This is a genomic window from Campylobacter ureolyticus (genome assembly GCF_013372225.1).
GTDB lineage: Bacteria > Campylobacterota > Campylobacteria > Campylobacterales > Campylobacteraceae > Campylobacter_B > Campylobacter_B ureolyticus.
This window is the reverse complement of record NZ_CP053832.1, coordinates 600,554-622,521: the sequence shown is the minus strand read 5'-3', so window position 1 is coordinate 622,521 and position 21,968 is coordinate 600,554. Positions and strand designations below refer to the sequence as shown.

The window sequence follows — 21,968 nt, the reverse complement described above, 5'->3', positions numbered from 1 at the left end:
AAAATTAGTGGTTGTTTAGACCACTAATTTTAAAATTTAAACTCACTTTTTTACAATTACTTTTTTTTAAACAAATTTATATTAAAATATATAAAATTTAAAAAGGGAAATATATGAATTGGAATTTAAAAGAGTTTTTTAGTAGCGAAAATGAGTTTAATGAATTTATAAAAAAAATAAAAAATGAAGCCATAATTTTTAATAAAACATATAAGGATAATTTAGAAAAACTTGATAATAGTGAATTTATAAATGCCTTACAAACTCTTGAAAAAATAAATGAAAATATATCAAAAGCACTAACTTACCGATATCTTGCATTTGCTAAGGATACCACAAAAGGAAAAGATCTAGCAAGTAGTGAGCTAATTTGTAATGAAATTTCACAAAATTTACTATTTTTTGAAATTGAGTTTAACAACCTAGAAAAAACTAAAAAAGATAAATTTATAAATGCCTCACCAAAATACAAATATCACTTAGAGCTTTTAAGCAAAGAAAAAGTTCATCAACTCTCTCTTTTGGAGGAAAAGATTTTGCTTAAAACTTCACCTGTTGGAAGCAGTGCTTTTGCAAGACTTTTCGATGAAACAATGGCAAATTTGGATTTTGATTTTGAAGATAAAAAGATAAAAATTGAAACTTTGCTAAGCTATTTAAGCGATCAAGATAGAAATAAAAGAAAAAATGCAGCACTTAGTCTTAGCAAAACTTTAGATGCAAATTCTCATCTTTTGACGTATATTTATAATATGATAAAAACCGATTTAAACATTCAAAAAGAGCTAAGAAACTACAAATTTAGCGAAAGCTCGATGCATTTATACAATCAAATTGAGAAAAAAAGTGTTGATAGTTTAATAAAAGCAGTTGAAAAAAGATTTGATTTATCTATTGATTATTACGCAAAAAAGCGTGAAATTTTAGGATTTGAAGAGCTGTATGATTATGATAGATATGCTCCGATTCGAAGTGATGAAGAAATAACTTTTGAAGAATCTAAAAAAATAGTTTTAAAAGCATTTAATGAATTTAGCCCTAAATTTGGAGAAATTGCAAAAAAAGCTTTTGATGAAAACTGGATAGATGTCTATCCTGATGAAAATAAAACTAGCGGGGCATTTTCTCACTCAGCAGTAAGTAGCGTTCATCCTTTTGTAATGCTAAATTTTACAAACAAAAAAAGAGATCTTTTTACTCTTGCTCACGAGCTTGGTCATGCAATTCATCAATATTTAGCCTATAAAGTCGGATATTTTAACTCAAGCACACCACTTACCACAGCTGAAACAGCATCAGTATTTTGCGAAATGCTTGTATTTGACTATATTTATCAAAAAAGTAACAATAAAATTTCTCTTCTTGCTTCAAAACTTGAAGATATTTTTGCCACACTTTATAGGCAAATTAATTTTACAACTTTTGAAAGAAGAGTTCATAATTTTGAAGGTGAGTTAAGCAAAGATGAATTGGATAAAATTTGGCTAGAAGAATCAGCCAAAATGTTTGGAAAAAGTCTAAAATTAAATGAATATTATAAATCTTGGTGGAGTTATATTCCACATTTTATTCACACACCGTTTTACTGCTACAGCTACTCTTACGCTCAGCTTTTAGTTTTAGCTTTATTTGGACTTTATAAAAGTAAAAAATGTGAAAATTTTGTAGAAATTTATACTGAATTTTTAACTCTTGGTGGTAGCAAAAGTCCAAAAGAAATGGTTGAGATGTTTAAACTTGATATAAATAGTCAAGAGTTTTGGCAAATAGGACTAAATGAAGTTGAAAAATTGGTAAAAAAAATTTAAGGAGCTAAAATGAATATTTTAAAAGATAGTGCTTTTTTTGATTTAATGAAAAATCATGCAAAAGAATGCCTAGAGTATTTACTTGAAAGAAATCGTGGATTTAACATAGTTGTAAATTTAAAAAATGTTAAATTTAACCCAGAGCTACCAAAAGAAATAAGTGATAATTTTTCAAATTTAATAATGTTTGAACTTGGTAATTATACTTTAGAAAGTGCATTTTTAGAGGATGATTTTTTAATATTTGAAGCTGGTTTTGGAAATGAAAATTTCGCCTCAACTCTAAGTGTGCCTTTGAGTGACATAATACAAATAAATTTAAAAAATCAACCAATTTTTATAAACCTATCAATTCAAGAAAAAAAAGACGATGAAGAGGATAAAAGAGCAAAATCAAAAAAAATATTTTCAAGCAAATAGATAAAAAACCTTATTGTAAGTTATTTTTGATAAAATGAAAGTTTTATATATGGAGGAATCATTGCAAAGTATTTTACAAGGACTTAACGAAGAACAAAAAAAAGCAGCAACACACATTGATGGAGCAATGCTTATTTTAGCTGGAGCTGGAAGTGGAAAAACAAAAACTATAACTTCTCGCCTTGCATATCTTATATCTCAAGGAATTCCTGTAGACTCAACCTTAACACTTACTTTTACAAATAAAGCAGCTCTTGAGATGAGAAATAGAGCCTTAAATCTTATAAATAAAACAAAACTTGATGCTTATCCACTGCTTTGCACATTTCATAAATTTGGACTTTTATTTTTGAAATTTTACATGAGTGAGTTAAAAAGAAAAAACAACTTTGTCATAATTGATACAGATGATAAGAAAAAAATCATTAAAAAATTTCAAAGTGATCTATCAACTTCGGTTTTAGCAAATGAAATTTCAAAAATGAAAAACTCTCTTGTAAGCGTTGAAGATGCTTTAAATAATTCAACATTAATAAATGATTATGCTAAAAAAGAAAGTGGATTTTATCAAAAAGTTGCAAAAGTTTATAAAGAGTATGAGGATACATTAAAAAATGAAAATTTAGTTGATTTTGATGATTTACTTGGACTCCCATATAAAATTTTAGCTAAAAATAGAACACTTTGCGAAGAAATTTCACAAAAATATAGATATATAATGGTAGATGAGTATCAAGATACAAACGAATTGCAATTTAAACTTTTAGAAAAACTTTGTTTAATGCATGAAAATTTATGCGTTGTAGGAGATGATGATCAAAGCATTTATGGCTGGCGTGGCGCAAGAGTTGAAAATATTTTAAATTTCAAAGACCAGTTTAAAAATGTTACTTTAATAAAACTTGAAAATAACTATCGCTCCACTCAAAATATACTAAATACAGCAAATAACTTAATTGACTGCAATCAAAACCGCCTTGGTAAAAAATTAATCGGAACAAAAGAAAAAGGCGAAGAAGTAACTTTAATGGAAAGCGAAGATGAAAACTACGAAACAAATAAAATTTCAAATGCTATAAAAAAACTTATAAACAGCGGCGAAGAGCTTAAAAATATCGCAGTTTTATATAGAGTAAATGCTCTATCAAGAGCTTTGGAAGATGGCTTAACAAAAGCAAGAATTCCATATAAAATGGTTGGCGGAATGAAGTTTTATGAAAGAGCTGAGATAAAAGATATGATAAGCTATATAAGACTTATTTTAAATCCAAATGATGATTTTTCACTAAGAAGGATTATAAATCGCCCAAAAAGAGGCGTTGGTGCAGCTTCTCTTGAAAAACTTGAAAATATTGCAAAAAATCAAAATTTACCATTATTTGAAACTTTAAATAATACTTCAAATCTAGGTAAAAAATCACAATTAATGCTTACACAATTATATGAAGATATTTTAGAGCTAAAAGAAAAAGATAATTTTTATGATATTATTAACGAACTTGATGAAACTTTTAAACTTAAAGAATTTTACAAAGAACTCCCAGAAGGTGATGATAAAATAGCCAATATCGATGAGTTTTTAGCAATGCTTAAAGATGCACTTGTAAATGAACCAAATTTTGACCTAGAAGAGTTTTTAAACGAACTAAGTCTTCAAAGCGAGCAAGATAACATAAGTGAAGATGGCATTAGTATAATGAGCGTTCACGCAAGCAAAGGCTTAGAATTTAACCATCTTTTTGTAATAGGGATGGAGGAGGGATTTTTCCCTTTAATTGGAGATCACACTGATATTGAAGAAGAAAGAAGACTTGCTTATGTGGCAATAACAAGAGCTAAAAAAACACTAACTTTAAGCTATTCTAACTCAAGGTTTTATAAAGGAAAAAGACAAAATCTTGATAAAAGTAGGTTTTTAAGTGAAGCTGGGCTTTGTGAAAGCGCATTAGTGTTTGAAAAAAGTACTAATTTTAAAAAAGGTGATTTAGTAAAACATAAACTTTTTGGAATTGGTCGCGTTACAAATGTTGGTGAATATAAAAATGAACTCAAACTTAGTATAAATTTTGGTGGGATTCACAGAGATATAATATCGAGTTTTGTGGAAAAAGTAGTATGAATGCTTTATTTGTTGCAAATAAGCCAATAGGAATTTCATCAAATTTTTTTCTTAGCAAATTAAAAAGAAAATACGGCGTTAAAAAAGCAGGTTTTTCAGGCACCCTAGATCCATTTGCAAGTGGAAGTTTGATAATTGCGTTTGGTGATTATACAAAATTTTTTAGATTTTTAAATAAGACTCCAAAAATTTATAAAGCAACACTTTGGCTTGGAGCAAAAAGTAAAAGTTTAGATAATGAGAATATACAAAGTATTAAAAATATCTCTTTATTTGATAAATCAATTATTGAAATGATAGTAAAAAATTTACAAGGAGAGTTAACATACACGCCGCCTAAGTTTTCAGCTAAAAAAATTAATGGAAAAAGAGCCTATGAGATGGCTAGAAATGATGAAGAGTTTGAACTTAAAGAGTGTAAAATGAATATTTATGAGTCTAAAATAATAAATTATTCACACCCTTTTTTAACCATTCTTTTAAGTGTCAGCGAAGGAGCTTATATAAGAAGTTATGCCGAACTTTTTAGTATAAAACTTGGATGCGATATCACCCTAAGTGCTTTAAATAGAGTAAGTGAAGGAAAATTTAAATATGAAAATGAAAAATTTTTAAATCCATTTGAATATTTAAATTTAAAAGAAAACTTTTATTTAGGCGATTTAAATGATCTGATTTTAGGTAAAAAGCTAAATTTTAAAAATCTTAAATTTATAGATAATGGTGAGTATTTGCTAAATTTAGGCGAATTCTACTCCATTGTACAGATAGAAAATAACCAAGTAAAATATCTTTGGAATAGGATAAAAATTTGAAAAGTTACGCAAAACTTAATATTTTTTTAAAGATAACCGGAACAAGAGGAAATTACCACGAAATTTCATCACGCTTTATCTTATATAAAAGTCTTTTTGATAAAATTTGCTTTGAAAAGTCAGAGTTTCAAAACAGCGGCGAAGATTTAGATATAATATCAAATATTAAAATTGATGGAGAAAATATTATAAATAAAGCTTTTAAAGAGCTTTTAAAAACAAAATTTAAAGATAAAATTTCTGATTTTTTTAAAACTCATAAGGTGATTTTAGAAAAAAATATTCCGATGGGTGCAGGACTTGGGGGCGGCAGCTCAAATGCTGCGGCATTTTTAAATTTAACAAATCAAACCCTAAATTTAAACTTTTCAAAAAAAGAGTTAATCGAAATTTCAAAAAATACTGGAAGCGATGTGGCTTTTTTTATAACTGAGTTTGAAAGTGCAAATGTAAGTGGCGTTGGCGAAATAGTAGAAAATTTTAATGATGATATTCCAAATTTAGAAGTATTTACACCAAGTATTTTTGCCTCAACGCCTGAAATTTATGCTAAATTTAGAGCTGATTTTATGAATAAGATCGATTTAAATTTAGCCAAAAAATTAAAAAATCTATCAACAAAAGAGATTTTAAAAAAATATAAAAATTATGAACTAAACGATCTTTTAGCTCCATTTCAAGCTATAAATCTAAATTTTAAGTTAAAAGAAAATGAGTTTTTAAGCGGGAGTGGGAGCAGTTATTTTAGGATAAAAGGATAAATTTGAAAGTATTAGCAAAAAACAAAAAAGCTTTTTTTGACTATGAAATTTTAGAAAAATTTGAAGCTGGTGTCGCACTAAAAGGCAGCGAAGTAAAAGCTTTAAGAGCTGGCAGAGCAAACCTTAAAGATAGCTTTGTAAGAATTATAAAAGGTGAGCTTTTTTTACTAAATGCACATATTAGTCATTTAAATACAACAAATCCATACTATAAGCCAGATGAAAAAGCTCCTAGAAAACTTTTGATGCATAGATATCAAATCGATAAACTTCTTGGTATGGTAACAAAAGATGGGCTTACAATAGTTGCGTTATTGCTTTATTTAAATAATAAAAATATAATAAAAGCTCAAATTGCTATTGCAAAAGGAAAAACTTTGCATGATAAAAGAGAAACTTTAAAGAGAAAAACTGCCGATAAAGAGGCAAAAATGGCAATGGCAAATTTTAAAAAAGGTAAAATTTAAAAAAGGAAAAATTATGAAAAAGTATTTATTAACACTACTGACAGCATTTTTAATATTTGGTTGTTCAAATGAAAAAGAGCAAAAACAAGAAAATATCTCAATATCTCAAAATAAAAGCTATTTTAAAGTTGGTGAAAAAATAACTTTAAAAAACACTTTAGGAAAAGAAGTAACCATTGTAAGAACTAAAAAAGGTTTTAAGCTTGATGGCGAAAATAAACTTTTGATGATAGATATATTTGGAACATTTTGTAAGCCTTGCCAAACAGAAGCTCCACATTTAATGGATTTTCAACTAAATAATAAAGATGACTTTATGATGATTGGACTAATTCATTTTGAAGAAGTAAGTGATGAGTATATAATGGAAAATTTTACTAAAAAATATAATGCATATTATTTTATAGCAAATTCCGATAAAAACCCAAATGAGGAAATAATTAATCAAATTTTATCTGATTTAAACTATCAAAGAAGCCTAACAGTGCCATTTAAAGTTATGTATAACCAAAATGGAGAGCTTGAAAAGCTATCAAATTTCAACAATCCAGCAGGTGAATACTACTACAATGGTGCAATAAGCACAAGTGTTTTAAAAGATGATTTTGAAAGAATTAACAATGCAAGAAGTAAAAACTAATGAAGTTGTAGAAACAAAAGATAAAAAAGAGTTATTTTTTCCAACTTTATATGATGTGATTTTACACAATGATGATAAAACAACAATGGATTTTGTAGTTGATATCGTCGTGCAAATTTTTAATAAAAGCACGGATGAGGCAGTGAATTTGATGCTTAAAATTCACAACCAAGGACTTGCAGTTTGTGGAACATACACAAAAGAAATCGCCCTAACAAAACAAAATGAGGTTTTAATGGCATCAAAAGTGGCAAATTTCCCACTAAAATGCACAGTAAAAGAAAAAAGATAATAAATAAAAAGAGAGAAAAATGATAGATTATACTTTTACATACTATTTGCAAAAAGCAAGTGATTATGCAAAAAGTAATTCGCACGAATACATAACAACAATGCACCTTTTATATATAATTTTAAAATATGATGAAGGACTTAGAAATTTCATTAAAAATGAGTGCAAAAATACAAATTTAAATGATTTAATAACGCATATAGAAGTTATAACAAAAGCAAACCCAAAAGTTAGCTCAAACCTAGCACCAACTCTTAGCTACTCACTTGAAATTATACTAAATAAAGCAAACAACTCAAATATTAATTTTGATGCTATGCAGTTTTTCAAAACACTTTTAGAGGATAAAGAAGGTGATTGCGCTAAGGTTTTAAACTATCATAATATTTTTAATTTTAATGAAAATTTAGAAAATGAAACTAAGGATGATAAAAAAGAAAATTTACTTGCGTTATATACATCTAACTTAAACGAGCTTGCAAAAAATGGAAAAATCGATCCTTTAATAGGACGCCAAAAAGAGATAACCCAAACTATGCAAACTCTTTGCAGAAGAAAGAAAAACAATCCAATATTAGTCGGCGAAGCTGGAGTTGGAAAAACTGCCATTGTAGAAGGGATTGCTTTAAAAATAGTAAATGGTGAAGTTCCAAATAAGCTTAAAAACAAAACAATTTATGCTTTAAATAGTGCTGATTTAGTAGCTGGAACAAAATATAGAGGAGATTTTGAAGAGCGTCTAAAAAATATTATGGATGAGCTAAAAAAAGATAAAGATGCTATTTTATTTATAGATGAAATTCACACTATTATTGGAACTGGCGATGCAGGAAACAGCAGCCTTGATATGGCAAATATCTTAAAACCACTTCTTTCAAAGGGTGAAATTTCATGCATTGGAGCAACAACTTATAGTGAGTTTAGAAATTTTAGTAAAGATAAAGCCCTTCTTAGACGCTTTGCAAAAATCGATATCGACGAACCATCAATTGATGATACTTTTAAAATCTTGCAAGGCTTAAAAAGTAAATATGAAGCTCATCACAATGTTAAATTTAGCGATGAGACTATAAAAACAGCTATAAATTTAGTAAAAAAATACCAAAGTGATAAATTCTTACCTGATAGCGCAATTGATTTAATAGATGAAGTTGGAGCTAAATTTTCACTACTTGAAAAAAAAGACTATGAAGTTACAAAAGATGATATCATAGAAACGCTTTCTAAAAACGCAAATATAAGCAATATCGTAAAAAGCGAAGATAATACAGAAGTTTTGAAAAACTTAAATGAAAAACTAAAAACTAGAATTTTTGGACAAGATGAAGCTATAAATGCACTTTGCAATGCTCTTTTTAGATCTTATGCTGGGCTTAAAAATGAAAACAGCCCAATAGGAGTATTTTTATTTACAGGAAGTAGTGGTGTTGGAAAAAGTGAACTAGCAAAAGAGCTTGCTCTAAATTTAGGTGTAAATTTTCAAAGATTTGATATGAGTGAATATATGGAATCTCACAGTGTTTCAAAACTTATTGGCTCCCCTCCTGGATATATTGGATTTGAGGAAGGTGGACTTCTTACAAATAGTATTAAAAAACATCCTTATAGTGTAATTTTAATTGATGAAGTAGAAAAAGCAAATCAAAGTTTATTAAATATATTTTTACAAATTTTCGATAATGCAGTTTTAAGTGATAATAGTGGCGAAAAAACTGATTTTAAAAATACAATTATTATAATGACTTCGAATTTAGGAACAAAAGAAGCCCCTCAAATGGGCTTTACCAAAGATGAAAGTTATAAAATAAATGCCGCGATAAGAGATTTCTTTTCGCCTGAGTTTAGAAATAGAATAGATGAAGTTATAAATTTTAATGTCTTAAATAATGAAATTTTACTAAAAATCGTAGATAAAGTAGTTAAAGAACTAGAAGAAAAGCTTAAAAATGTTAAGATAGATTTATCAAAAGAGGCAAAAGAGTTTTTAATAAACATCTCATATAGTCCGGAATTTGGTGCAAGAAACTTAAAAAGGATAATAACTTCTAAAATAAGCGATGAAATAAGCAAAGAGGTTTTGTTTGGCAAACTTAAAAATGGTGGAATTGTTAAAATTGATGCAGTAAATAATGAACTTGAGTTTGAATTTTTAGACTAAATATTAAAAAGCTGATAAATATTTTAAATTTTATCAGCCTTAAAAAATATAGAATTTAATCTTTAAAAATCTTATATCACTAAAATTAGAATAAATTACTCTTTAAAGTATTCGCAACTTTTAGCTGCTACTTCTTTACTTATTTTATAAGCACAAAATTTTGGTCCACACATTGAACAAAAATGAGCATTTTTGAAACTTTCTTCTGGTAAGCTCTCATCATGATACTCCCTTGCTCTTTTAGGATCTAGTGCTAATTCAAACTGCTTATTCCAATCAAAATTATATCTTGCATCACTCATGGCATGGTCTCTATCAATAGCTTCAATTCTAGATCTTGCTATATCGGCTGCATGAGCTGCTATTTTATGAGCTATAAGCCCCTCTCTTACATCATTAGCATTTGGGAGCCCAAGATGCTCTTTAGGTGTTACGTAACAAAGCATACTTACACCATGATAAGCTGCTAAAGCTCCTCCAATAGCGCTTGTTATGTGATCATATCCAGCACCTATGTCAGTAACCAAAGGTCCAAGTACGTAAAAAGGTGCATTATTACAAAACTCTTGCTCCAATTTTACATTTTTTTCTATTTCATTTAAAGGAATATGCCCAGGTCCTTCTATCATGACTTGAACATCATTATCATAAGCTCTTTTTGCTAACTCACCTAAAACTTTAAGCTCGCTTATTTGAGCTTCATCAGTTGCGTCATAAAGACATCCTGGCCTTAAACCATCTCCTAGCGATAAAGACACATCATATTTAGCACAAATTTCGCATATCTCATCAAATAATTCATAAAAAGGATTTTGCTTATGGTGATGCATCATCCAAGAAGCTGTTAAACTACCACCTCTACTTACTATACCCATTTTTCTCTTTGCAACTAATGGCATAAATTCTGACTTAAACCCACAATGAATTGTAAAATAACTAACGCCCTGCTCTGCTTGTGTTTTTAATGTCTGGAGTATTGTATTTTTATCAAGCATTTTTATATCTTTTATATCATGAACCATTTGATATATTGGAACAGTGCCAATAGGAACACTCGAGGCATTGATAATGGCTTTTCTTATTGCGTTTAAATCTCCACCAGTTGAAAGATCCATAACAGTATCTGCACCATATTTAATAGATATATTTAATTTTTCTATTTCTTCATCTATGCTACTATTTAAACCTGATGAGCCTATATTAGCATTAACCTTGCACTTTAAAGCACTTCCTATACCCATCGGTTGTAAATTTGTATGATTAATATTTGCAGGTATTATAAGATGTCCTTTTTCAATTTCGTTTCTAATAATCTCTTCACTAAGATTTTCTTTTTTGGCTACAAATTTCATAGCTTCTGTGATAATGCCTTGCTTAGCATAATATAGCTGAGTTTTACTCATATTTATCCTTAATTATATTAAAATATAAAATACAAATTGTACCTTATAAATTCTAATAAATGAAATAAAAATTTATTTTTTAGCAATAAAATTGAAAAAATGAGATTTTATATTATTTGATATTTTTAAAAAGCCACCTTTAAAAAAGGTGGCTTAAAAATTAGAAGATGTAGTAATAAATTATCATTAATAAGAAAACAATACCTGTTATAAGCATCGCATAACCTACTATATAAGCAAGCCATTTCCACTTATCAAAGTTGTCGTCTTTAACAATTAATTCATCAAATTTACCACTTTCTTTTAATCTGTTATACCAAGGAGTTCTTTCTTGTTTCATTTCTTCTTCAGTTAAATTTCCTGAGAAAATAACTGTATCCATAGGGAATTTATTTGCCCTAAAGTGCGTATGGAAGAAATGCACCGCAAAGATAAATCCTAATGCTAGTAACGCCTCATCTGAGTGTAAGAATGTAGCAAGATTTAGCATTTGTCCTGGTAAAACTTTTGTAAATGTAACTGGGAACCAAAGCATAAGCCCTGATAAACCGATGATTAACATACCCCAGAAAACTGCAATATAGTCAAATTTTTCCCAATAAGTCCATCTGTCAAATTGAGGCATTTTATCTTTTTTACCGATAAACCATAAGAAATTGTTTTTCAAATCCCTAAAGTCTTGGAAATTTGGAACTAATGAATCAGGTCCAAAGAATTTTCTCCAGAAAATTTTCCAACTAAATTTACCAGTATTTGGATCAATTACAGCTTGTCTATTTCTGCAAGCAACCACGATTATCTCTACAAAGTGACTAAACACAACAGCTAGCATTATAAATGCTGAAATGTGGTGAATCTTAGTTGCACCTATTGGTCCACCCATTAAATCAATCATGCTTTGAGCCCAATCAGCTGTATGATATTTTTGTGGCATACCTGAAAAGCCTAATCCCAAAAAGCTTGCTGCTAATAAGAAGTGTTGAACTTTATGGAATCCTGTAAATCTTTTAATTTTTACTTTATCAGAATGTGCCCTGTTTTTAGCTTCTTTCCATTCTTTTGAATATTTCATTCTTGTCATTGTAAGTCTTATAAACCACAACAAAGTATGAATACCAAAGAATCCAAACACCACTATAATAAGTGCTGTCATAAATTTATAAGCAAAGTTTAATACTGGGTAATTATCACCATCCGTATGATCAGCATGAGCCATAAACTCTGAGAAGTTTTGATTTCCACCAGGGTGGCAAGATGCACAAGTTTCTATCCTTTTTTCACCTTTATAAAGTGTTGATCTAGCATCATCTACAGAGTAAATATTGTGTGTTCCGTGACAATCATAACAAGCTGCAACACTAATAGCATTTCCTGGATTTTCTAAAAGCATAGCTTTACCATGGAAAGTTGTATGATACATAGCTTGTTCTTTTTGGTGACAATCTCCACATTTCTTATCAGCAAATTTCTTCATGTTTATACTTGAAACAGCTGGTCCCATATGTATGCTATGACAATCAGAACACAATGGAAGACCTTTTTTAGTACTCATAACATTGCCATGAACACTTGATTTAAATTCTTCGCCAACATCATCGTGACAAGACATACAGTTTTTATTTACATTTTGCCTTAGACTTGCAAAATCAGCATTGATACTTTTTGCATTGCTTCCTACATTTATACCGTGACAATCTCTACATGAAGGAATTTCGCCAAACAAAATTTGCCTATGGATTGTATCAGTATAATCAGTTACTTTAGATGACTTTTCCCAGTTATTATTTCCTAGATATTTATTTTTAAGATCAGCTGGATCTACTGCATCTTTTATAACAGGATTACCACTTAATATCCACTGCTCAATTCCCTCTATCATTACATAAACATTTTTGTATCCAAGTTTTGAAATTTCAAGTGCAATTTCGCTACTTATATAACAAATTCTATTTAAACAATAAACAATAATAACAGAGCTTTTATCTTTTGGTAATAATCTTTCCCAATTATCTACGTTTATATGAACAGCACCTTCAACATGTCCATATTCTTGTCTAACTTCAAGCTCATTTGCATCAAAGATATAAGCACCATCATTCATAAGCTCTTTTGCTTTTGAAATACTAATAGGCACTACACCATCTACGAAAGCCATACTTCCATTACCTGAAGCATGAACTTGTGGAGTAATAACTACAGAAGCTAAAACCACAAAAGTAGCAATAAATATATTTTTTATTAATTTATTCATCTTTTATCCTTAAATATACATAAAAGTTTGGCTAATTAAAGCCAAACTTTTTAGAAGGCTACTCTATTTTTTAGTAGTTTTAGTTGATTTTAGTATATTTTGAGCTTGCTCGATATATACTAACGCCTCATTAACAATTTTCTTTGAATATTGTGGTCCATGAACACCCCAAGCACCATCATCTTCAAGTTTTTTCTTAATTTTATTAGCTTCATTTGTTAAGAATATTGCTTTTGATCTTTTCTCAACATCTAATCCTTGAGAATTAGCTAAAGCTTTATCTAACTCTCTTAAGCCTTGTTTAATTTTTTCATATCCCTCTTTTACAGGAGTTTGCCATGCCATAACTTTTTCATAAATCATCTCTTGATTTGTAAATTTCAAGTCATTTGGCAATGTTGATTGAACAGGACTATGGCATCCACTTGCATCTTTTTCAATCAAATCTGGATCACTAAAGCTTGTTCTACCACAACTCCACATCAAATCAACAAAGAATCTTCCATTCTGATCTCTTTCCATTCTCCAGCCTTTTACTTTTAATGGATCTCTTGGTTTGCCCTCAGGTGGGTTGATTGACTTTCTTGTTGGGTGAATATCTATCTTCCAGATATGGCTTGCTCTAACATTATCAAATCCTGCTTTATCAGGGTTTTGAATAGCAGCAAAGTTCTCACAACTCATCATATTTGGCATATGACATCCAGTACAATTATCTTTTGCATGGATTCCACCCATTGCTTTAAAGAATTCTGCTTGAGTTTCGTGACAATCTTGACAAGTTTTTTTAAGTCCAACTCTTGTATATTCTGTTGTCCAATCATTTGCTGTAACTTCATGCGGATCGTGACAAGTTGTACATCTCATACCTTTATCATAGTGAAGTGAGCTATACATTTGAGAGCCCTCTGTTCCACAAGCAGGACAACTTGATTTGAAATAAACATTAAATGGTTTTCTTGGATTTGGATTTTTTTCATCGTCTTGATAAGCAAATCTTTGGTGACATCTTTCACAATTTGATGGCATACCGGCACCTCTTGCGCCATAAAGGTGAGCACCTGCTCCATGACACTCTTCACAGCTAATACCTTGTGAAATAGTATGTTCTCTAAGTTTTTTTGCATCACCTATTGCATCATAAAAATCTTCTTTTGATTTAAAATCAAATTTAAAACTATGACAAACTTCACAATATGAACTAGCTGGTTGGAACATCATAGTTTCAGCATATTTTGAACCATATGAGTTTGTACCCCAAACAGTTGATCTTGAATGTGCAAAATCTTCCATTTTAGTTGGGAAACCTGGACTAAATTCAGCTATTTTTTTAGCCATATCTGGAGTAATGTGCTCAGACCAAAGTCTTGAGAATTGATTACCACCTGCTACCATAGTACCAGTTAAATCACTTAAATTACCATCTTGAACATGATAGGTTCCTCTAACTAACCATCTATCAATAAATCCATATTTTGTTCTAGGGGTTCCAATAACCGCATAAACATCATCAGGATAAATTCCTAAAGGCAATATTGTAGAAGGTGAATTATACATAGGTTTTTTAAGACCTTCTGCTCCGCCAACTTCTGACATTTCATCGGGAAATCTTACAACTTTTGCATGTCTTGATCTTTGCCATTGATCATATTGAGCTGGGTGACATTCACCACATTTTTTTGGTCCTACAAATTTATTTGGATAATCCAAAATTGATTCCATTCCAAGTCTATAGGTAACAGCAGCATGAGCAAGACCAGACTTTTCAGCAAATTTAGGGCCTTTGTTTATTTCAACAAATTCTTCTTGCCTATCACTCATTGTGTATTTACCTTTAAGTCTACCTGCTTTTTCGTACTTAAACATTGGGTGCTGATCGATTAAAATATCAAAAAAAGTATCTGCTCCTCTTACATAGTCTTCCAATGTTCTTGGCTTACCTTGAAATAGTGGGTCTTCATCATGATAAAGCTTTAAATTTTGCTTCATCTCTTCTTGATATTTATCAGCAAGTGTTGGCTCACTAACTTTCTTCTCTGTTTGAACAGGTACATTTTGTGCCGAAGCGTTTTCTTCAGCTTGCAAACAGGTTGTTCCTGCAAACAAAACCATAAAACAGGCTAAAGATGCCTTTTTAAACCATTTTGTTTTCATGAGTATCCTCCTTGATAAACTTTCATTTACTCATTTTTCATAATTTACAATATTTTAAAGATATTTAAACAAAAATATAAAATTTATTCACTTTTGTTTAATATCTCAAACAATGTATTAGTATTCTATTTAATTTTTACTGAATTTAACTTTAAAATAAACAATTTATATAAATAAATTATTTTGTTTCTAGCCACAAGTGATTATTTTTGATAATAAGGTGCAAAATGCTAAAATACCTTGTTTCAAAAAGATTATATAATTATATTTATATATATAATATATATATTTTTTATAGATACAATATATTTAATTAAATATTAAAATTCATTAATAAAATTTTAACAATAAATATTTTATTATCTGTTTAAATAAAAATTTTAAGTAAAATATAAGCCATAAAAAGAGATAATTTATGCTTATTTAAATATTTATGAATTTAAGGTAAAATAAATCTTACTAAAAATTTAAAAGGATAGAAAATGTATAAAAAACTCATTTTAACTCTATTTGTTTTTTTATTTATAACAGGATGTTCTAAAAAAATAAATGAAGAAAACCCTGTTGATGTTGTATATAACTTCATATTGCTGTGCGAAGAAGGAAAGATAGATGAAGCTGAAAAACTCTTAGCACCAAAAAATAATCTTGATTATATGGACAAATTTAAAGATAAAAATGGTGGAAAAGATCTTTTTTATATAGATTATGATTACAAAGGAAATGATGATGTTGTTGAGCTTAAATTTGATTATTTAAAAGATCAAAGTAGTCCTACAATTGCAGTTGTAAAACTTACATCAAATTACAAAAAACAAAATCATATTTTTGAAAAAAACATAGTATTACATATGATAGATGCGAAATGGAGAATTTATGACTTTTTATTTATGCCTGTTATGGTTAAATAATAAAGTTTAAAATTTATATGCTAAATGTTATAAATTCTACAATAGAATCTATGCTTATTTTAAAATCTTAAAGGAAGATATATGGGGAAATTTTTGCGAGGATTGTTAAGTATTAGAGCAATGAATGCTCTACTTTTAATATTTGCCTTTGCCTGTGCTGTGGCTACAATAGTCGAGAGTATAAAAGGAACGGATGCTGCGTTTGCATTCATATATAGAAGTAATTGGTTTGGCCTTATAATGCTTTTACTTACTATAAATTTAATTTATAATATGATTAGATATAAAATTTATGGACTTAAAAAACTACCTGGTTTTTTATTTCATTTTAGTTTTATTGTAATTTTTGTAGGTGCAACAATAACTCACTACTTCGGTAAAGAAGGCTCAATGCACATAAGAGAGCACACAAAAACAAATTTAATCTCAACAAGAGAAGTTTACATTCAGCTCATTAGTGAAGATGAAAAAGGTAAAACAATCTCAAAAGATGTAAATAGATATATAGCAACAAATGAAAAAAATAGCTTTGATATGAAGCTTGATTTAGGAAAAAAAGATGCTGTATTTAAATATAAAGAACTAGTTTTAAATGGTGATTTAGGTTGGATAAAAGCAGATGATGGCAAGCCTATTGTAGAGATTCTTTTTTCAGATGATAGAAATAAAAGAAAAATTACTTTAAATAGTGGAGATATTTTACCAATTGGTGATTTAGATATTACTTTTAACAATGAGCCAAAACAACATAATTTTATAAAAATTTACTTAAAAGATGATGGCAAATTTTATATGCAAACAAATCAAGATATAAAATACTTTCAAATGTCTGATAATACTGATGGAAAGCTTGATAAAAATACAGAAATTGATTTTAATGAACACAGACTATACACAATTGATGGTGTAAATTTTGCCCCAACAACAATGCTTGCAAAGGCAAAACTTGGAGTTAAACCAGTTCCAATGACCCAAAAAGGAAACAATGCCATAATTGGTGATTTAACATACAATGGCGAAACAAAAGAGGTTTTTGCCTTTTTCGGAGATTTTGCAAGAACCTATACAGTTGGAGGAAAAGAGTTTAAATTTGCTTGGTCTCCAAAAATGATTGAGCTTCCTTTTAGTATTTATCTAAAAGATTTTAAACTTGATAGATATCCAGGTTCAAATTCGCCTTCTGGATATAGCAGTGAGGTTGTAGTAGAAGATGGAGATTTTAAAATGGATTATGAAATTTATATGAACCACGTTTTGGATTATGGTGGATTTAGGTTTTTTCAAAGCTCTTATGATTTAGATGAAAAAGGAACTATTTTATCGGTTAACAAAGACCCAGGTAAAATTCCTACCTACATTGGATATTTTCTTTTAATGCTTGGAATGTTCTTAAATTTCTTTAATAAAAACTCAAGATTTTTAGAGCTTGCAAGACTCATAGATAAAAGTAGTTCAAGGGATAAAAAAACTATTAAAAAAGAAAGCAGTAACACAAGCAAAAAAGCATTAGGTCTTATCTTAATTGCATTTTTTAGCTTTTTTACAGCAAATAATTTAAAAGCAAATGATATACCAAATATAGATAAAGAACACGCCAAAAAAGCTGCTACTTTAGTAGTGCAAGGATTTGATGGAAGAATGGAGCCATTTGATACAATGGCAAATGAAATTTTACGCAAGGTATATAAAGGTAAAAGCTTTGAAGGAATGAATGCCGTTCAAACTATGCTTTCAATAACTATGAATCCTGAGAGTTGGCAACATACTAAATTTGTAAAAATAGGCGATGATGAGCTTAAAAAAATTCTTGGTCTAAAGCCAAATGAAACTCATGCTTCATTTGAAGACTTTTTTACAACTGATAAAAACGGAAAATCTTCTTATAAGCTTATGCTTCTTTCTGAACAAACAAATAGAAAAGCTCCAAACACAAGAACAAAATTTGATAAAGAAGTTATAAAGGTTGATGAAAGATTCAACATCTACTACGCGACTTTAATGAAATCAATCTTTAAAATAATTCCAAAAGAAAACGATCCTAATCACACTTGGTATGCAACCTATGGAGTTATGACAAATTTTAGTGCAGCAGAAGAAAAAAGAGCTAAAATGGTTCTTCAAAACTACACAATGTCAGTTCTTGATGCTCAAAAAAGTGGTAATTGGAGTGAGGCTGATAAAGCACTTGATCTTATAAAAAAATATCAAAATAAAATAGGAGCAAAGGTAGTTCCATCATATAACAAGCTTAAATTTGAAGTTTTATTTAACGAACTTGATATTTTTAAACGTCTAATGTCTGTTTATTTACTTGGTGGCTTTGCACTTTTAATCTTTGTATTTTTAAGAATGATGAGTCCAAATTTAAACATGAGCTTTGCCTTTAAAATGGTTTATTTAGTAAATATTATTGCTTTTTTACTCCACACGACAGGTCTTGGTCTTAGGTGGTATATCTCAGGTCATGCTCCTTGGTCAAACACATACGAATCACTAGTTTATATAGCTTGGGCTCTGTCTTTTAGTGGCATAATTTTTTCAAGAACCTCAGCAATTTCTCTTTCACTAACATCAATAATGGCAGGAATCACGCTTTTTGTAGCTCACCTTAGCCACATAGATCCTCAAATTACAACTTTGGTTCCAGTTCTAAATTCATATTGGCTTACAATACATGTTTCAGTTATAACCGCAAGTTACGGATTTTTTGGACTAAGTATGCTTTTAGCAATGTTTTGTCTATTTTTATTTATAATTAAAAAACCTGGCAATGATAATGAGCTTGCAAGAAATATCTTAGAAGCAACTAGAATAAATGAAATGAGCTTGATTTTTGGACTTTGCTTACTTACAGCTGGGAACTTTTTAGGTGGAGTTTGGGCAAATGAGAGTTGGGGAAGATATTGGGGTTGGGATAGTAAAGAAACTTGGTCACTAATAACAATTTTAATATATTCAGCAGTAATTCACATGAGATTATTAAAAGGTGCAAACTCACAATATTGGTTTGCAGTAGCTTCAATGTTTTCATTTTGGAGCGTAATGATGACATATTTTGGAGTAAATTTCTACCTTTCAGGACTTCATAGCTACGCTAGTGGAGAGTCAATTCCTGTTCCAAAATCAATCTGGGTAAGTATGCTTGTTATGATTATTTTAGCAACTCTTGCGTACTTTAAGCGAAAAGATGCACAAAAGCTTTAAATTTAAAAGGGCTTTCTGTCCTTTTAATTAAAATATGAAAAAATATATTTTTCCAAACCCTGCCATACTTCCAAAAGAGGCATCTTTTTGTATTGGTGGGGATTTGGAACCAAATACAATAATAACAGCTTATAAAAATGGATATTTTCCTTGGTTTATGCCAGGAAATCCAATAATTTGGCACTCTCCACAAAAAAGAGCTATATTTTTCCCAGATGAAATAAAACTACATAAATCAACAAAACCATTTTTAAAAAAATATGAAGTTAAATTTGACCATGATTTTACATCTTTAATAAATTTATGTTATAAATCAAGAGATAAAAATGAAACTTGGCTAAGTGATGAAATGTTAAAAGCATATATAAAACTTGCAAATTTAGGCATAGCCCATAGTGTTGAAGTTTATTTTGAAAATGAATTAATAGGAGGGCTTTATGGGCTTATTTTTGGTAAAGTTTTTTGTGGAGAAAGTATGGTTAGTATAAAAAAAGAAGCTTCAAAAGTGGCATTAATAAATTTAGGTAAAAATCTTGAAAAATATGGTTTTTTAATCGATGCTCAAGTTATAAATCCTCATCTTAAATTTATGGGCGCAAAAGAAATTTCTCAAAAAGAGTTTTTAACAATCTACTATAAGCTTATAGATGAAAATACTAATTTGGATTTTAAAAAATTTAAACCTTTTTATAACTAAAAACTAAGTTTAAATTTATATAATTATGGTTTTAATCTAGGGAAATTTGATGCAAAGAAAAAAAGACAATAAATTAGGTAGTTGGTTAATTAAATTTTTACTTACTCCTATAATACTTTTAATTTTTTTAACAGTTGTATTTTATTGGTCAAGTTCACAAAGAAATTTACCCAAGCTTCAAAGTAGCGATAAAACTAGCGCAATAAGAGGAAGCATAATCTCACTTGATGGCTATAAAGTAGCAAGATCACAAAAGCTTTATAAAGTTGAAGTTGATACAAGAAGTATAGATAAAGACAAGCTTGATCTTTTTGTAAAGCTTTATACCATTTATACAAATGATAAACCAAAAAGAGTTAAAAAGCTGATTCAAAACACTAAAGGAAGAGTAGTTTTATCTTATAAAATCAGTCCAAAAATAGCAACTCATTTAAAAGAACTTGCCCATACACTAAATCAAAAAAAAGTTTTTATTTCTTTTATGACAAAAGATGGAAAATTTCATCCACCAATTGGAATGAGTATAATAGAAAGTGGAGAAAACAGGCGCTATCTAGCAGGTGATAGTATGAGTCCATTTTTAGGATATATAAAAAAAGTTGAAGTTGGTGATATAACAAGGGTAAGAGGTGTAAAAGGTGTTGAAAAATTTTATGATTACTATCTTTTTGCCATAAAAGATCAAATTTTAAAAGGTCCAAGAGATATAGGAAATAATATAATAATTGAAAAAAACTCTATAAAATCAATTAGAGAAGATGGTTATGATGCTGTTTTAAATATCCCTTTAAAGCTTCAAAAAGAAATTGAACTTTTACTAAGCAAAAATGCTTTAAAATACGATGCAACTGAAATTGTAGTAGCCATTATGAACTCAAAAACTGGAGAAATTTTAACTCTTGCAACATCTATGCGTTATAATCCATCAAATATAACAAGAAAAGATTATGATGCTTTAAACTTAACTGCTACTGAATATCCCTATGAGCCAGGCTCTGTTATAAAACCAATAATTTTTTCAATTGTGTATGAAAATAATAAAGTTGGCTTAAATGACATTATAAATACACATAATGGCTCATATAAACTTGGCTCGAGAATTATAAAAGATACAAGCCCACAAAAAAGCCTAAGTGCAACAGATGTTGTTGTAAAATCATCAAATATAGGCATGATAGAAATCACTTCAAAACTAGACAATATAAAGCTTTTTGAAGGGCTTTTAAAGTATAATTTATCCCATAAAACAGGTATTGATATGCCTTATGAACAAACTGGAAATATACCTACTTTAAACATGCTACAAAATACTTCAAATAAAGCAACTATTAGTTACGGATATGGCTTGCAAGCAACTTTTATGCAAATTTTAAATGCTTTTGCTATTTATAACAATGATGGCGTTATGATAACTCCAAGAGTTGTAAAACAATTGCAAAAAGATGGAAAAATTTATAATTTAAATGAACCTGTTGAAAAAGAGGTAATTTCTAAAAAAACAGCTGATGCTATAAAACATATATTAATAGAAACTGTAAATAAAGGCACTGGAAGAAAAGCAATAACAAAAGGGCTTGTTGTTGGTGGCAAAACAGGAACTGCAAGAATAGCACAAAAAGGCGAATACACAAGGCTTTATAACAGCTCATTTTTTGGTTTTGCAAATGATAGTAATGTAAGTTATACAATAGGTGTTTTAGTAAGAGAGCCTAAAAAAGGAAGTTACTACGCAGCACAAAATGCACTCCCTGTTTTTAAAGAAATAATTGATTTGCTCATAAAGGATAATTATCTAAAACCTTTTGAAGATAAAAATTTTGAAGAAATTGACCATGAAATTTTAAAAGATATTAAAGACTAGGGCAAAT

At 29.1% G+C, this 21,968-nt stretch carries 16 protein-coding genes; 13 read left to right on the top strand and 3 right to left on the bottom strand.

From position 1 onward, the window contains the following. Positions 1–113 precede the first annotated feature (113 nt). The 9 genes from CURT_RS03195 (at position 114) to CURT_RS03155 (ending at position 9,480) form a co-directional block, all read left to right on the top strand. On the top strand, positions 114–1,808 hold the full coding sequence (locus tag CURT_RS03195) for a M3 family oligoendopeptidase (protein ID WP_018713340.1): 1,695 nt from the start codon (positions 114–116) through the stop codon (positions 1,806–1,808). A gap of 9 nt (positions 1,809–1,817) precedes the next feature. Next, positions 1,818–2,228 carry a hypothetical protein gene (locus CURT_RS03190; RefSeq protein WP_018713339.1) on the top strand — a complete coding sequence of 137 codons (411 nt, stop codon included), beginning with the start codon at positions 1,818–1,820 and terminating at the stop codon, positions 2,226–2,228. 61 nt (positions 2,229–2,289) lie between these two features. Then, the gene (locus CURT_RS03185; RefSeq protein WP_018713338.1) at positions 2,290–4,347 is read left to right on the top strand and encodes an ATP-dependent helicase; all 2,058 of its coding nucleotides are present in this window, start codon (positions 2,290–2,292) and stop codon (positions 4,345–4,347) included. After that, entirely contained in the window at positions 4,344–5,162 is an 819-nt protein-coding gene (gene truB, locus CURT_RS03180) for a tRNA pseudouridine(55) synthase TruB (RefSeq protein ID WP_018713337.1), read from the top strand. The genes CURT_RS03185 and truB overlap by 4 nt, the downstream gene beginning before the upstream one ends. Next, positions 5,159–5,923: a 4-(cytidine 5'-diphospho)-2-C-methyl-D-erythritol kinase gene (locus CURT_RS03175; protein WP_018713336.1), complete on the top strand. Its 765-nt coding sequence runs from the start codon at positions 5,159–5,161 to the stop codon at positions 5,921–5,923. Before truB ends, CURT_RS03175 begins: the two co-directional genes overlap by 4 nt. Before the next feature lie 2 nt (positions 5,924–5,925). Next, a complete protein-coding gene (smpB, locus tag CURT_RS03170) occupies positions 5,926–6,390 on the top strand; it encodes an SsrA-binding protein SmpB (RefSeq protein ID WP_018713335.1) in 465 nt (154 codons plus the stop codon). 13 nt (positions 6,391–6,403) lie between these two features. Next, the gene (locus tag CURT_RS03165; protein ID WP_018713334.1) at positions 6,404–7,030 is read left to right on the top strand and encodes a thioredoxin domain-containing protein; all 627 of its coding nucleotides are present in this window, start codon (positions 6,404–6,406) and stop codon (positions 7,028–7,030) included. Next, on the top strand, positions 7,011–7,322 hold the full coding sequence (locus CURT_RS03160) for an ATP-dependent Clp protease adaptor ClpS (RefSeq protein ID WP_026320335.1): 312 nt from the start codon (positions 7,011–7,013) through the stop codon (positions 7,320–7,322). The genes CURT_RS03165 and CURT_RS03160 overlap by 20 nt, the downstream gene beginning before the upstream one ends. Positions 7,323–7,341: 19 nt before the next feature. Then, positions 7,342–9,480 carry an AAA family ATPase gene (locus CURT_RS03155; RefSeq protein WP_018713332.1) on the top strand — a complete coding sequence of 713 codons (2,139 nt, stop codon included), beginning with the start codon at positions 7,342–7,344 and terminating at the stop codon, positions 9,478–9,480. A 95-nt stretch (positions 9,481–9,575) separates the two neighbouring features. Here CURT_RS03155 and thiC read toward each other — a convergent pair whose 3' ends face one another. From thiC to CURT_RS03140, 3 genes are all read right to left on the bottom strand, one after another. Continuing rightward, positions 9,576–10,883 (bottom strand): phosphomethylpyrimidine synthase ThiC, encoded by a 1,308-nt coding sequence (gene thiC, locus CURT_RS03150; protein ID WP_018713331.1) that lies wholly within the window; start codon positions 10,881–10,883, stop codon positions 9,576–9,578. Positions 10,884–11,043: 160 nt separating this feature from the next. Next, complete coding sequence (locus tag CURT_RS03145; protein WP_018713330.1) at positions 11,044–13,134, bottom strand: rhodanese-like domain-containing protein; 2,091 nt, start codon at positions 13,132–13,134, stop codon at positions 11,044–11,046. A gap of 63 nt (positions 13,135–13,197) precedes the next feature. Continuing rightward, a complete protein-coding gene (locus CURT_RS03140) occupies positions 13,198–15,288 on the bottom strand; it encodes a multiheme c-type cytochrome (RefSeq protein WP_018713329.1) in 2,091 nt (696 codons plus the stop codon). A gap of 482 nt (positions 15,289–15,770) precedes the next feature. Between CURT_RS03140 and CURT_RS03135 the strand changes: the two genes are divergently transcribed. From CURT_RS03135 to CURT_RS03120, 4 genes are all read left to right on the top strand, one after another. After that, a complete protein-coding gene (locus CURT_RS03135; protein WP_018713328.1) occupies positions 15,771–16,199 on the top strand; it encodes a hypothetical protein in 429 nt (142 codons plus the stop codon). Positions 16,200–16,280: 81 nt separating this feature from the next. Then, on the top strand, positions 16,281–19,403 hold the full coding sequence (gene ccsA / locus CURT_RS03130) for a cytochrome c biogenesis protein (RefSeq protein WP_018713327.1): 3,123 nt from the start codon (positions 16,281–16,283) through the stop codon (positions 19,401–19,403). A gap of 34 nt (positions 19,404–19,437) precedes the next feature. Then, entirely contained in the window at positions 19,438–20,100 is a 663-nt protein-coding gene (gene aat, locus CURT_RS03125) for a leucyl/phenylalanyl-tRNA--protein transferase (protein WP_018713326.1), read from the top strand. 49 nt (positions 20,101–20,149) lie between these two features. Continuing rightward, on the top strand, positions 20,150–21,961 hold the full coding sequence (locus tag CURT_RS03120; protein WP_018713325.1) for a peptidoglycan D,D-transpeptidase FtsI family protein: 1,812 nt from the start codon (positions 20,150–20,152) through the stop codon (positions 21,959–21,961). Positions 21,962–21,968 lie beyond the last annotated feature (7 nt).

Coding starts and splice junctions, on each gene's coding strand:
- CURT_RS03195 (WP_018713340.1), top strand. CDS start 114: ATGAATTGGAATTTAAAAGAGTTTTTTAGTAGCGAAAATGAGTTTAAT.
- CURT_RS03190 (WP_018713339.1), top strand. CDS start 1,818: ATGAATATTTTAAAAGATAGTGCTTTTTTTGATTTAATGAAAAATCAT.
- truB (WP_018713337.1), top strand. CDS start 4,344: ATGAATGCTTTATTTGTTGCAAATAAGCCAATAGGAATTTCATCAAAT.
- CURT_RS03165 (WP_018713334.1), top strand. CDS start 6,404: ATGAAAAAGTATTTATTAACACTACTGACAGCATTTTTAATATTTGGT.
- CURT_RS03160 (WP_026320335.1), top strand. CDS start 7,011: ATGCAAGAAGTAAAAACTAATGAAGTTGTAGAAACAAAAGATAAAAAA.
- CURT_RS03155 (WP_018713332.1), top strand. CDS start 7,342: ATGATAGATTATACTTTTACATACTATTTGCAAAAAGCAAGTGATTAT.
- thiC (WP_018713331.1), bottom strand. CDS start 10,883: ATGAGTAAAACTCAGCTATATTATGCTAAGCAAGGCATTATCACAGAA.
- CURT_RS03145 (WP_018713330.1), bottom strand. CDS start 13,134: ATGAATAAATTAATAAAAAATATATTTATTGCTACTTTTGTGGTTTTA.
- CURT_RS03140 (WP_018713329.1), bottom strand. CDS start 15,288: ATGAAAACAAAATGGTTTAAAAAGGCATCTTTAGCCTGTTTTATGGTT.
- CURT_RS03135 (WP_018713328.1), top strand. CDS start 15,771: ATGTATAAAAAACTCATTTTAACTCTATTTGTTTTTTTATTTATAACA.
- ccsA (WP_018713327.1), top strand. CDS start 16,281: ATGGGGAAATTTTTGCGAGGATTGTTAAGTATTAGAGCAATGAATGCT.
- aat (WP_018713326.1), top strand. CDS start 19,438: ATGAAAAAATATATTTTTCCAAACCCTGCCATACTTCCAAAAGAGGCA.
- CURT_RS03120 (WP_018713325.1), top strand. CDS start 20,150: ATGCAAAGAAAAAAAGACAATAAATTAGGTAGTTGGTTAATTAAATTT.